The organism is Dyadobacter alkalitolerans DSM 23607 (assembly GCF_000428845.1).
In the GTDB taxonomy this organism is placed as follows: Bacteria; Bacteroidota; Bacteroidia; order Cytophagales; family Spirosomataceae; genus Dyadobacter; species Dyadobacter alkalitolerans.
This window is the reverse complement of the sequence record NZ_AUAS01000006.1, coordinates 121222-134701: the sequence shown is the minus strand read 5'-3', so window position 1 is coordinate 134701 and position 13480 is coordinate 121222. Positions and strand designations below refer to the sequence as shown.

Sequence of the window (13480 nt, the reverse complement as noted above, 5' to 3'; positions counted from 1 at the left end):
CCACCGATTAAAACAAAATACAGCACACTTGAATGGAGAAAATCAAATTACTTAGGATAACAACCGAAACTTATTCGCTACGTATATTATTAAAGGGCCAACTGAAATTCATGTCTGAACAGGGTGTGGAAGTATCGATGGCCAGCTCTCCGGATAAACATGTTGGTGACTTGGTGCTTAATCAGAGAGCCCCGTTTTACCCTCTTAATCTTTCGCGGGAATTAACACCTTTCAAAGACCTTTTTGCTCTTTTTGCAACCATCCGGCTCATCAGGAAAATCAAACCACAAGTTGTTCATACCCATTCGCCTAAGGCTGGAATCATCGGAATGCTTGCGGCTTACATTTGCAGGGTTCCACTTAGAATGCACACAGTAGCCGGGCTGCCGCTCATGGAAGTCACCGGCCCGAAAAGAAAGCTTCTTGACTTCGTCGAAACGTTGACCTATAAGTGTGCGCACTGGGTTTTACCGAACTCACAGGAGCTCAAAAAATTTATTTTAGATAACGACCTCAGTCCTGACAAATCGAAAGTGCAGGTTATCGGCAACGGTAGCAGCAACGGAATCGATCTGGAATATTTTTCAGTTACGCCGAAATTGCTGGCAGAAAGCAATGAATTCAGAAAAGCACATAACATTGGCCACAGCGATATTGTACTATCCTTCATGGGCCGGCTTGCTAATTATAAGGGTGTTAATGAATTGGTAGCCGCATTTTTAGTGCTCCAGAAACGCCACGAAAACCTCAAACTTGTACTGATAGGAGCGCCAGAAGACCTGAATCCGCTGGAACAACACACCTATGCGGAAATCACAAATAATAAGTCCATTATTGCGGTGGGGCATCAGCATGACGTGCGAAAGTTCTTGGCTGCTTCTGACATATTTGTGTTTCCTAGTTACCGGGAGGGCTTTCCGCAAGCGCTGTTGCAGGCCAGCGCCATGGGCATTCCATGCATTGCAACCAACATTAACGGCTGCAATGAAATGATCGATGATGGAAATACGGGAATATTGATCCAGCCAAAAAGTATCAACGCCATAGTAAATGCCTGTGAGAAGCTGATAAACAATCCGCAGGACAGTAGAAAAATGGGCAAACTGGCGCAACAATTTGTCCTCAGGAATTTCGAACAGCAGCAACTTTGGCGAGCCATTCATGCATTTTATAGCTCAAACCTGGCGGCAAGAAAATAATATGTTCAAAATATTCTCTCTAAAAAGCGGAGTATAAATATACCATACTTATCTTTGTGAAATACTTGCTCAATGCCCTCTCCTCGATATATGAACAGACAATCGTATCTAACGTTTGTTCAAACCTATAAACCTTTAATTAACTGAAAGCCGCCGATGGTTCAGTATGCCTGGCTAGCTGTTTCAAAATAGGAATTTTTACATTATAATTGCATTCTTTTTGCACACGCTTTAACTTTTACTATTGCCGCACACATATGGATCAAACTTCTGTTTCTAATCGAAAGTACGTACATCGATTGTTGAGCAAAAATGCTTCTACCGATGAAATCTTGATTATCACGAGTTATGACTATTTTTTACAGAAATACGATTTAAAACATCTGCGTCAGACGTACAGGGAAATTATTCTGGTCCCTCATACAGAAGACGATGATTACCTGATTAACTACACGGTAAGACCTTTACTGGACAAATTTGAGAAAGTCCACCTTGTCACTAATCCTCACTACGACAAGCGTAACAAGGTCATTTACGAATTGGTTATTCGTAAAAACAAATCCATTCGCATCACTACCGTTTATGACTTCTGCGAGAAGAGCTTAAAGAAAGTTTATATACCCGAAGACATATCGGAAATCAATCCTAATTTATCTGATATGCCCGCATTCGGTAAAAGGGTAAGATATCCAAAGAAGATTATCGACGTTGCCGTTTCCATTGTTTTATTCCTGCTGACTTTTCCGCTCTGGATTTTAAGCTATTTCCGCATTAAGCTTGAGTCTCCCGGTCCCGTATTTTATTATCAGGAAAGGGTTGGGATGGACAACATCGCTTTCAAGTGTATTAAGTTCCGCTCCATGTCATTAGATGCAGAATCTAATGGGGCGACTTTCTCCAAAAAGAACGATTCGAGGACTTTTTCATACGGATCTTTCATGCGGTTAAGCCGGATTGATGAATTGCCACAAATCATCAATATTTTTAGAAGAGATTTGTCACTGATCGGTCCACGGCCGGAAAGACAGGTTTTTACAGAAACCTTTGATGAGCTTATTCCCTACTACAATTCCAGGCATAGCATCAAGCCCGGAATCACTGGATATGCTCAGGTAATGTATTCCTACGGCGCAGGGGTCTTCGATGCGCGGCACAAGCTGATGTACGATCTCTACTACATCAAAAACTGGTCATTGTTTCTTGAATTGAAGATTATTCTTCTTACGGCTGTTGTCATTTTTGGCAAAAGAGGGCGGTAACAACTTCTGGAACATTCTTTCGCGGTCAACTTATCATGCATGAGAAATTCATTCTTAATGCTGCTATTAATGATAGCATCGCAAACAGGCAGTTTTTCTCAGGATTCAACATGGCACTATTCTGCGGAAATCAAAGGCGCACTGTCGTCGAGTCAAACACCATATTTAATTTATGCAAATACGTATGGTGTCACTCCTACAAACGGATCGTTTTTGCTGGCCCAAGCTGGTCTTCATAAAATTTATAACCAGAATAACCCACGGTTTTTTCAATGGTCAGGCGGATTTGAGGTTGTGGCAAGCACAAACCATTCGTCGGCTGCATTCCTTACCGACTTATTTGTAGCAGGCAAAGTTGGCCCGGTCGAAGTTAGCATTGGGCAGCGGAAAGAATTGTACGGCTTGGGTGATAGCCTATTAACGAGTGGCTCGGTAGCCATATCTTCCAATGCAAGGCCGTTCCCAAAAATCCAAATTTCCACCCCTCACTTCGTCAATCTGATTCCGCGCAATGACATCTTTTCATTTAAGTTCTCGTATTCAGATGGTCTTTTAGGCCCTGCACAATCGATTTATGGCAATGTGAGAGCCGTGCCAGAAATCTATTTTCACCACAAGTCCGTATACATCAAGCTTGGCAAGAGAAAGCATTTGCTGAATTTATATGCAGGGTTTAACCATCAGGCTATGTGGGGCGGGGAAGATAAAATATTCTCACGCGGACTCAAATTCCCGGAAGCCTATCGCTACGTTGTTTTGGGCAAGCCATGGGCGGCCAGCCGGGTTGGGAATCATTTTGGTACGATTGATGCTGGACTGGAAATAAACGGAAAGAGATGGACAACGCTTTTGTACCGCCAGAGCATTTACGAAGATGGCTCAATTGCCAACACTGCGAATGCTTCCGACGGACTTAATGGCCTCAGAATCAAAAGGAACAAACTTGAAAACAAAGGATTTCAGCTCAACACGATCTTGCTTGAATATCTTTACACGAAGAAACAGGGCGGAGACGTTTTCGACTTTGCGAATGGCACATTTGGACGTGATAATTATTTTAATCACTACGTTTATAGCCAGGGTTGGTCTTACAAAGGCCGGACGCTCGGAACCCCAGTGATCGCTCCCCAGCATTTAATGCGCGAAGAATTGCGAACCTCGCCAAGGCTTTTCACTGCAAACAACCGGCTTGTTGCCTTTCATGGCGGTTTGGAAGCTTCCATCAATCATATGCGGCTATTGTTGAAAGCGAGTTATTCAATCAACTCAGGAACATATAATAAGGCTTTCAAATCTCCCGTTAACCAGACCTCGCTCCTAGCGCGCGTGGAAATGCCCCTGAAACTTATGAAAGAAAGCCATTTGAGCGCTTCTCTTGGCACGGATTTTGGACAATTTTACCCAGACAACACTGCTATTTTAATTGGATGGAGAAAATCCGGTTTTATCAGATAACTTTGGGAAGTCAACTCAACCCCTTAATGAGTAATTTTTACATTTAAATGCCGGTCCCAATCTCTCAGATACGAGTCTGCCTTTTTGCCGTCTTGACATGTCTCGCGATACATTCTAACGCCCAAGACTCAACGATTTATTACCGAGCCAGCCTAATGTTGTCTGGTGCTACTGATAATACTCCTTTTTGGGCCCACGCGAACCAGAACGGCAATGTGCCGATGGATGGAAATTTTGGTCTGGCCAATGTCGGCGTTTACAAAGTTTATAATCCACACAACCCCAGAACATTCCAGTGGAGCGCTGGTCTTCAAGGAATTGCCAGCTATGGCAAATCGGGTAATGCATTTCTTTCAGATGCGTACATTGCTGCAAGGATAGGAAAGCTGGAAATCCTGGCCGGACAAAAAAACAATGTAGTCGGGTTAATGGACACGACTATGACGTCGGGCTCCTTGTCCGTTTCCGGCAATTCGAGACCCTTTCCCCGGCTGCAGATTTCGCTTCCTGAATATCTGCCACTGTATTTCACAAAAAATTTTGTGGCTCTCAAATTTTCCTATTCCGAAGGTTATCTGGGAAGCAGCAGGCTGAATTACGGCGTGGAGCGGAACATTTCATACACCTATTTTCACCAGAAATCGCTGTATTTCAGGTTTGGACCCGAGCGTGGCCGATTAAAAATCCATGTTGGTGCTAACCATCAGGCTATGTGGGGCGGCGAGGATAAGATCACGCCGCTGTACGAATTGGAACCATTGAATGCTTACTGGCATACAATCTCTGGTAAGACATTAAATTATAACAAAGTTGGTTACCACTTTGGAACCGTTGATATCGGTGCGGAATGGCGAGGTAGAACGTGGTCCTACTTTGCGTACAGACAAAATATCTACGAGACTGGCTCCCTGTTTCACATTATCAATTTTCAAGATGGGCTGAATGGAATAAGAATGAAGCGGATCAAGCCTTTACCATCCGGATCAACCGCTTTTGCGTTTCAAAGCTTCCTGCTCGAAGCAGTTGGGACAAATAATCAGACAAATAAATCTCCCTTGTCCGGTCTAGCTATTTATGAAAAAGGAAATTATTACAACAGTTACATTTATCAACGTGGCTGGTCTTATTTCAACCGGGGCATAGGCACGCCACTGGCACCATCTTCGGGCATGACCAGGCCGTCTTTACCGGTTACTGGATCAGAGTTTACTAATAATAACCGGTTCTGGGCGTTTCATACAGGTGTTACTGCCACTTGGCAAAAGACCTATTTTGGGCTGAGAGGCACATATTCAAGAAATTCAGGGTCTTTATTAAGCCCTTTCGAATCACTGAAAGAGCAGGTATCCTTGTCGCTTACAGCTGAAAAGAATATAAAGTTATTAAACGGTTGCAGTGTCTTTTCCAACCTTACAACTGATTTCGGACAACTTTATCCTACTTCCCATGGCCTGATCATAGGACTTAGGAAAAGTGGATTCCTGGATTAACGTTGCTTTTTGACGTTGCCTGATATGTCCAATATGAATAGCAAAAAGTTATACTTATTTTTGTCAAAATGTCACATTATACACATTGAAGAAAAAGCTTGAGGGCACGCCTATGAAAATCTTTCCCATACTGACATTACTGTTATGCATTTCCATAGCGGGCTTTTCCCAATCCGAGCCTGCCGAGACTACTGAATTCCGGGATTCTACAAATAATTTTATTGAGATTGCCGGTTTTGGCAGCAACAATACGCATACACCGTTTTGGATTCAGGCTAATCAATTCGGCACCGTTCCTTTGGACGTTCCCGCCGGAAGTGCGCGTATTTCCCTTGAAAATTACTGGGCGCTTACTTCGTCCTGGCGTGCCGGATTTGGCGTGGAGGCCGTTGGGATTTTGAATGAAAACAAAAAAATGCTTCTGCCCCAGTTACATGCAACATTGAAGTTTAAAAATTGGGAGCTCTTTGTAGGAAGAAAGAAGCAAAATGTGGGCCTTGCCGACTCAACGCTCGGAACTGGTTCCTACGCCTGGTCCGGAAATGCGCTCCCGATTCCAAAAATATACATCGGAACCAGTGGCTTTGTGGCTGTGCCATTTACAAAAGGCTGGATATCATTTAATGCATTCTATTCCGACGGGCTTTTCGAAAAGGGCAGACCGGCTACGAGTGGTCTCAAATTTCACCAGAAAGCATTTTACGCACGTCTGGGAAAAGCGCAGTCGAGGTTAAAATTATACGGTGGATTCAATCATCAGGTGCAGTGGGGCGGCACTTCAAAATATCAAGAAAATGAAACTAAGAGGTTACCAGATGGTTTTTCAAACTACGTCTATGCTGTTTTTGGAACAATCGGTGGAAGCGGTGACGATGTTACTCACTTTGACAGCACCAACCGGGTAGGAAACCATTTAGGATCATTGGATCTGGCTATTGAGGTTGAGACATATGGGAGCACTATTTACCTATATCGTCAATTTATTTACGAGGATGGTTCCTTGTTTTATATGGAAGGCATCAAAGACGGACTGACCGGCTTACGGATCAAACGCAAGAATTCCTACGGCGCGAATTTCGAAATAACGGAAGGTGTAGTAGAAATGCTCTTTACAAAAGACCAGGGCGGAAACCAGTTTGATATCAGCACCGGTAAAAAACGGGGCATTGATAATTATTTCAACAACCAGCAGATCCGCGACGGATGGTCCTATTACGGGCGTGGCATCGGAACACCTTTTATTCCGCCGACGTCCCAGACAAATTGGAAATGGCCCGGCTACGCAGATAACTTTACCAGCAACAATCGCGTGTTAGTATGGCATGTAGGGTTAAGAGGAACACTTTTCAGACAGGTGCAGTGGCATACGAAATTATCTTTCTCAAGTAATTCAGGAGCTTACAATTCACGATTTGAAGGCTCTCCCAAACAATTCTCCGGCCTGATCGGCGCGCAAACAAATGTGAATGTGCTTGGTGGAATGACCATTAAAGGTTCTTATGCCAGCGATATTGGCGATCTATATCGCAAGACACACGGATTTATGTTGGGAATCAGAAAAGATTTTTCTTTTAACTGAGGACAATCCATTTTCTAAAAACCTATCCGATTTCTGCACGAATCTTCGCTGCCAGCGCTGCCAATTCTTCTTGCGTAGTCTGTATTTTTTTCGCGAAGTCCGCGTCCGCCATGCTATTTAAGGGAAGCAGGTGAATGTGTGTATGCGGCACCTCCAAACCGATGACTGTCAAGCCTATACGAAGGCAAGGAACTGCTTTTTGGAGCGCAGGAACAATGCTTTTTGCAAAAAGAAACAGCTCAGAATATTCCTGATCATCCAGATCAAACAAATAATCCACTTCTCTTTTCGGGATCACTAATGTATGCCCCGCGGCGATCGGAAAAGCGTCCAGGAAGGCAAGGAAATGATCTGTTTCTGCGATTTTATGACTAGGAATTTCACCCCTTACAATTTTTGAAAATATAGACGCCATCAAATTATCAATTAAATATCGTTTAGTTGAAGATCAGCGCGACCAATCGCGCCATATCTTTACCCAAATAAGTAATTAAAAACTGAAAAGTACTTAATATTGTGTTCCAAAACTTTAACATTAAGAATATGAATTTTACGAATTGGCGTGCTTTCACTAAGGCAGGCGTGGTTGCATTATTTTCACTCGCTCTTATTTCAAACACCGCAGAAGCGCAGGAAAAAGGGAAATGGGTGAAACTATTCGACGGCAAAAGTTTGAACGGCTGGCACAGCTGGCAGTCGGATAATGTGTTACCACAATGGAAAGTGGAAGATGGCGCTATTGTTCTTGCGGAAAAAGGCGGCAAGGACCTTGTTACCGACAAAGAGTACGGCGATTTCGAATTAGAATTAGAATGGAAAATTTCTGAAGCAGGAAATAGCGGTATCATTTACCACGTCATTGAAGACAAAAAATACTGCTGCCCCTACTCGACCGGCCCTGAAATCCAGATCCTGGATGATGAAAAGCACCCGGATGCAAAAGCGGGAAAGGCTGGAAACCACAAATCAGGATCACTTTATGACATGCTTCCCCCAACTGACTTTGCTGCTGTGAAACCAGCCGGCCAGTGGAATAAGGCAAAAGTTGTGATCAAAGGCGGTCGCGGCGAAAGCTGGTTGAACGGCAAAAAAGTAGTTGACTTCCCTGCACAAGGCGGCGAATGGGATAAATTGGTTTCCGACAGCAAATTCAAAACCTGGGAAGGCTTTGGTGCCTCTTCCAAAGGCAAAATTGCTTTGCAAGATCATGGAAATAAGGTCTCTTTCAGAAATATCCGAATTAAAGAGTTATAGTAACTGCTGGTAATCCACAGTCTTAGTCCAGTATTCGCGGCTGTAAATACGCCTGTAAGGCCAATTTTTCTGCTGCAAAAGAAGGGGTAAATAAGCGTGCGGTTCTTTTGACGATTTGCTGTAATGATACAGATCATCGTCGGTGAGGATCAAACCCTTGTAAACCCCTTCTTTTTTTATGGTAATGTCGCCAAACGGCAACTCTTTCTCAAAATCCGGATGGTGCTTCACTAACTGGTCTTTCAGCAACCAATCTGACCTGAATTTGCCGGTTGCCATCGGTACCGGCACAAATTTCCCTTCCGACACATTCAGGGCATATTCAAGATAAGCTTTTAAGATTTTCGGACCTGCATTTGCTGTCTGATCCGTTTGAAGTTGCGAAGGCCATAAGCTTGTTACGAAATAAACCCGCTCTCTTGCGCGTGTCACGGCTACATTAAGCCTGTTTTCGCCACCCTGCATATTCAAGCTGCCAAATTGCATGGAAACTCTCCCCTTCTCATCCGGCGCATATCCCATTGAAAAGATAATAATGTCTCGCTCGTCGCCCTGCACGTTCTCAATGTTTTTAACGAATAGGTCCTTGAAGAACACATTTTCCCTTTCAAGCGCGTCCTGAATCGCATTTTGCTGGTAAAAGTTAAATGTCACTACACCAATGCTCCTGCCGGTTTCTCCAAGCTCTTTGATCAATGAAACAACCTGCTCAATTTCAACGAGGTTAATGTTGTTCTTCCAAACCCCATCCGTCTTAATATATTGAATGCCAGGCTCATCACTATTGATTCGCAAGAAATCAGGAAGCAATCTTAATGTGTCTTTATAAAAGTTCCTGTTGGAAAAATCAATCAAATCAAGCGATAGGCTGCGATAATGTCCAGTAAGCTGGTATTGATCAAGAGATTGTGCTGCCAAGTCCAGTAATGATTCGATTTCTATGGCAGCTGTATATTCTTCCTCGTCTGCCTTTTCTTCATATCGTATTTTATATAAATCACTCGGAGACAGCTGCTTGCTATCCCCTGTTACTACAACCTGCGCTCCCCGAAATGCCGCGGGCAAGCCATATTCAGCATAACATTGCGAAGCTTCATCAAAGATCACCAGGTCAAACAATGCACGTTGCATAGGAAACACCGCAGAAACGGCTTCTGGTGAAGCCATCCAGCACGGAATTAAAGAGAAAACCTCATCTGTGTAATTTTCAAGCAATTTCCTGATCGGCCAGATCATTCTTTTCTTAGTCACCTGGTGCCCGAGCTCGCGATAAGTGACGCGGTTACCAAGGCGGTTTTTCTCAATATCCTTATAAGTCGCCTCCCTGAGTTTGATCCCGGTAATGTCCGTGCTTAACTGCTGTTTTTCCGTAATACTTTCCTGTAAATTGGTCTCCCATTGTTTCATCTTCAATGAGGTAACCGCTCTCAAATCCGGAAATTTGCTCTCTATATGCTCAATCCAGGCTAGCCGGATGCTATTCTCAAAAAGATTCACAAACTCTTCCGAACTGGTATGTCCAAGATTTTTGCTTTTTTCAACGATGATTTTGGTAACCGCTTGTTCCGGCACAGTCATGCTTTCCGTGAGGTTGTCCATATCAACCATTGAATCAAAATCCCTGGCTAATGCTGCTGACAACTGCTGGCTGAAAAGGTCCGGATCTTCAAGCAATTTCCGGATTTGCTGAGGGAGCAAATAAGGTAACATAGCAGCCTCCAATTTGCTCCAAACTATGATCCAGGCTTTCAGCTCATGGATACGCTGATTGAATGTCTCATAGTTACCACTTTCGGAAGCAATGTGCCTCAAAGTCAACAACCAGGGATCCAATGCTGCCCTAACCGCCGCATCGGCGGCTGATTCTGATTTTTGGAAAAAAGAAATATATTCCGCACCTGCATTTAACTCATTCGGATCAATGTAGGAAACGTCGAAATTCAAATGCTTACTCGTAAGCCAGCCTTCCAGCTCGATCCTGTTTTTGAGTTTAATTTCAAGCTTTGAAAGATTGTCCAGTGCAGTTGAAAGCCCATTTGCCTTCGCAACCTCTTCCACCTCCTTCTTTTCCTTCCCAAACATGTTCCACCAAAGACCCGAAACCGTTGAGCTATTTGCTTCAATGGCTTTTCTCAGTGATTGAAGGAAGGAAGGCACTTTTGACGTCGGTAAGGAAAATTCAATGCCATCCTCGGTCAGAAAACCTTCCAGCACATCGGTAGTTTGCCTGATGAATGCAAGCCGTTCATGGCCGCTTGCAGTAGCGATATATTTTTTAAATAGCGTAAATGTTGTGGTTTCCGTTATCAGCTCGGTAATGTCGGTGAGCCGTTCAATGATCTCAGCTTTCTTTTCCAGATAGTCAACCGAAAAGGGTTGGCTGGTTAGATGCTCAAATTCTTGTTTTTGCCTGGAAAACACTTTCGGCCATTCTGCGAGCAGTTCTTCCATGTTTCTCAATTCGCTCATACCAAACTTTGCGAAGCTTTTGCGCTTTGCCCAGGCATAATCGGCAGGAAAATGCACAACATATGCGCTATACGTTTTCAACTTCCTCCTTAAATGATCCAGATTGTCCATACGAAAAGACCTGTAATAATCTTTCATCTCCACTTTCGGAGCCGTTTGGTCGCTTTTCAGGTAAAGCTCTTTGATACTCACTCCACATTCCGTTTCATCAAACAATGCTTCCCGAAACGCATTTAAATCTTGGACTGTACGGTCGATGGCCCGACTTTGCTGGGTAAACTGCCTTTCCAGAAATACTGCATCCAGGCTGTAATTTTGCTGTTTGTACGATTCAACCTTGTCAATCTGGGATGCGACTTGTCTGTATAATGCGGAGCGATCGTTCTTGAAATCATGGATCAGACCCACAAAATCGGCCATTCCAATGGTTTGCAGCCTTTGATACACAACATCCAGTGCCACACGTTTCTGGCATACCAGCAAAACGCGCTTTCCTCTGGATGCAAAATCGGCCATCAGATTACAAATAAGCTGGGATTTCCCGCTCCCCGGCGGGCCCTGCACCACCACCGATTTCCCGGATTTTACAGCCAAAATGATCTCCTCCTGTGACTGATCCACTGGAAACGGCGTCAAAATCTCCTCTTCTCTGACTGTTTTAGCCTTAATAATTGCATCGGGGATATCTTTTGGCGCTTCTGATTCCGAAGGTTCTCCTTCGAGCAATGGAATGGAAAAATATGCATCCCGGGCGTTTTCGAGCAGCAAATTATAGTCCGGAACAAGATAAGAACCGGCTTGAGGAAAAATGCCGAGAACGGCCTCAGCGAAAAGTTTCAGCGCTCCGTTTCGCTCACTAGCAGCCAGTTCTGAACTTTTCAGCGCATTAAATGCAATGAGCTTGTCTTCAAAAAGATCCTGATTGAAATTAATTTTGAGCGGCGTGGTCTTTAACCATTCATATAAATGCGTCCGGAATTGCAGGAAATCCTTTGGAAAATCTTCAAACGACTTTTCAAGAATGTCGTCCGTTATAACCGACTCATTGAAATGTGCATAAGCCAGCGCAAAACTGGAATTAAGGATCACATTGCTTTCAGGAACTTCGAACAGGCACCATTGCTCCCGGTCCATTTTTAAAGTGACCGGAAAAAACAAAAGCGGCGCATGAATAGGCGTCCCATCGGAAAGCTTTCCTTTTACAAACGGATACCCTACATACAAATCCCGTGAGCCTCTCTCTTCTTCTATAAATCGTTCTGTACGAGCAATCTTACGGAGCTTTTTGCTGACTTCGTTAACCTTTTCAAAACGAGAATCTGCAACATCACAAAGCGCAATGCGTGATTTCCCGGAAACGAGCTGCCTGATAAGTTCTATTGCAGGCTTTTCCAGCAAAAAATCAGTTTCATGAAGATCCAGGAACTGCTCCGAAGGCAGCCCTGGCAACAATAACGATTTATTACGCGTACTAAGGTTGGTAAGTCGTTTTAAGTAAGCTTTAAGAATGCGATCCATAGATACTCAAACGATCCTGATTGCTTAACTATTGGATTTGGCGTGTTTCCACCTTTTTCTCCGGGAAAACAACAGAGGCGAGCACGCTTATCGCCAAAATGCCGAGGATTACGTAAAGTGAATAAACCGTCTCAAACCCAAGTTCTTCCAGTTTTGAATGGAACAGCATTTTTCCACCAATAAATACAAGCAGAACCCCTAGCCCATATTTCAGGAAACGGAACAGGCCCATAATGTTGCTCAGGAAAAAGAACATGGAACGGAGCCCCATGATGGCGAAAATATTAGAAAAGAAGACAACATATGGATCTTTCGTAACAGAGAATACCGCCGGCACCGAGTCAACGGCGAAAATCAAATCGGTGAATTCGACGATCAAAACAACCACAAAAAGCGGTGTTACCAGCCATTTTCCTTTTTTCAAGACAAAGAAATGCTCACGGACATATCTAGGAAAAACGGGTAAATACTTGGATGCAAATTTCACAACCGGATGCTTGGCCGGATCAATTTTTTCATCTTCGCCCGCTTCAAAGAAGATCTTACCGCCTTGGTAAACCAGTAGCAAACCGAAGATATAAATGATCCATTCGAAACGCTGCATCAATGCCGAACCCAGGAAGATAAAGATGAAACGCATGATAATTGCGCCCAAAACGCCCCAGAAAAGCACCTTTTTGTAATACTGCGGACGAACGCCGAATGAGGAAAATATCAGGATAATAACGAAAATATTGTCAACCGAGAGCGCATACTCAAGCAGATAGCCCGTGATAAACTCAAGGGACATATTCTTCCGGTAAATTTCGAGGCTACCCTCAAAATTTCCGGGAATGAGCTTCAAATGCGGGGCATACTTGTCTTTGACTGCTGCCAAATCAGCATAGTTCTCCATGCCATGCACCAGATCGCCATGCGTGTTAATGATGACGTAGAAAATGAGCGCAAGAAAGATCCAGGCAACAGTCCACGCAGCGGCTTCACCGAATTTTACAACATGGTCTTTTTTATTAAAAACGCCGAGGTCTAAAAGCAGCATGACGCTGATTACCAATATAAACCCGCCAAAAAACAGAACTTCGTTGGAAAACATGAATAAATATATTTAATATTTAAAATCGACCCACAGACAGGATAATGCAATAAAACATCAATCTATGCAATCCTGTCAAAGGAGGCAAAGGTAATTAAAATATAAAGTGCTAAAATTAAATAGGACGGACGGTATTAAAATTATGCGAGGCTAGCCCAAGCAAG

General features: G+C 43.6%; 9 protein-coding genes. 6 read left to right on the top strand and 3 right to left on the bottom strand.

The features are described from left to right. Window positions 1–32: 32 nt before the first annotated feature. The 5 genes from G395_RS0113855 (at window position 33) to G395_RS0113835 (ending at window position 6982) form a co-directional block, all read left to right on the top strand. Complete coding sequence (locus G395_RS0113855; RefSeq protein ID WP_026630590.1) at window positions 33–1199, top strand: glycosyltransferase family 4 protein; 1167 nt, start codon at window positions 33–35, stop codon at window positions 1197–1199. A gap of 257 nt (window positions 1200–1456) precedes the next feature. Then, on the top strand, window positions 1457–2458 hold the full coding sequence (locus G395_RS0113850; protein ID WP_026630589.1) for a sugar transferase: 1002 nt from the start codon (window positions 1457–1459) through the stop codon (window positions 2456–2458). A gap of 39 nt (window positions 2459–2497) precedes the next feature. Then, entirely contained in the window at window positions 2498–3913 is a 1416-nt protein-coding gene (locus G395_RS0113845; RefSeq protein ID WP_026630588.1) for a capsule assembly Wzi family protein, read from the top strand. A gap of 155 nt (window positions 3914–4068) precedes the next feature. Further along, the gene (locus tag G395_RS0113840; RefSeq protein ID WP_051350161.1) at window positions 4069–5403 is read left to right on the top strand and encodes a capsule assembly Wzi family protein; all 1335 of its coding nucleotides are present in this window, start codon (window positions 4069–4071) and stop codon (window positions 5401–5403) included. Window positions 5404–5515: 112 nt separating this feature from the next. Further along, a complete protein-coding gene (locus G395_RS0113835) occupies window positions 5516–6982 on the top strand; it encodes a capsule assembly Wzi family protein (protein WP_035361328.1) in 1467 nt (488 codons plus the stop codon). Window positions 6983–7004: 22 nt separating this feature from the next. On the opposite strand, the gene G395_RS0113830 is transcribed toward G395_RS0113835, so the two are convergent. Next, window positions 7005–7397, bottom strand: coding sequence for an HIT family protein (locus G395_RS0113830; protein ID WP_026630585.1), 393 nt, complete (start codon window positions 7395–7397; stop codon window positions 7005–7007). Window positions 7398–7525: 128 nt separating this feature from the next. Here G395_RS0113830 and G395_RS0113825 point away from each other — a divergent pair, with 128 nt between their 5' ends. Then, window positions 7526–8236 carry a 3-keto-disaccharide hydrolase gene (locus G395_RS0113825; RefSeq protein ID WP_026630584.1) on the top strand — a complete coding sequence of 237 codons (711 nt, stop codon included), beginning with the start codon at window positions 7526–7528 and terminating at the stop codon, window positions 8234–8236. Here the strand turns inward: G395_RS0113825 and G395_RS0113820 are convergent. Next, window positions 8231–12223, bottom strand: a complete 3993-nt coding sequence (locus G395_RS0113820) for an AAA domain-containing protein (RefSeq protein WP_026630583.1) — start codon at window positions 12221–12223, stop codon at window positions 8231–8233. The two genes, G395_RS0113825 and G395_RS0113820, sit on opposite strands and share 6 nt — an antisense overlap. A gap of 28 nt (window positions 12224–12251) precedes the next feature. After that, entirely contained in the window at window positions 12252–13316 is a 1065-nt protein-coding gene (locus tag G395_RS0113815) for a TerC/Alx family metal homeostasis membrane protein (RefSeq protein WP_026630582.1), read from the bottom strand. Window positions 13317–13480 lie beyond the last annotated feature (164 nt).

Bases quoted from the DNA above. Each gene is read 5' to 3' on its own strand.
- G395_RS0113855 (WP_026630590.1), top strand. From the start codon at position 33: ATGGAGAAAATCAAATTACTTAGGATAACAACCGAAACTTATTCGCTA.
- G395_RS0113850 (WP_026630589.1), top strand. From the start codon at position 1,457: ATGGATCAAACTTCTGTTTCTAATCGAAAGTACGTACATCGATTGTTG.
- G395_RS0113845 (WP_026630588.1), top strand. From the start codon at position 2,498: ATGAGAAATTCATTCTTAATGCTGCTATTAATGATAGCATCGCAAACA.
- G395_RS0113840 (WP_051350161.1), top strand. From the start codon at position 4,069: ATGTTGTCTGGTGCTACTGATAATACTCCTTTTTGGGCCCACGCGAAC.
- G395_RS0113835 (WP_035361328.1), top strand. From the start codon at position 5,516: ATGAAAATCTTTCCCATACTGACATTACTGTTATGCATTTCCATAGCG.
- G395_RS0113830 (WP_026630585.1), bottom strand. From the start codon at position 7,397: ATGGCGTCTATATTTTCAAAAATTGTAAGGGGTGAAATTCCTAGTCAT.
- G395_RS0113825 (WP_026630584.1), top strand. From the start codon at position 7,526: ATGAATTTTACGAATTGGCGTGCTTTCACTAAGGCAGGCGTGGTTGCA.
- G395_RS0113820 (WP_026630583.1), bottom strand. From the start codon at position 12,223: ATGGATCGCATTCTTAAAGCTTACTTAAAACGACTTACCAACCTTAGT.
- G395_RS0113815 (WP_026630582.1), bottom strand. From the start codon at position 13,316: ATGTTTTCCAACGAAGTTCTGTTTTTTGGCGGGTTTATATTGGTAATC.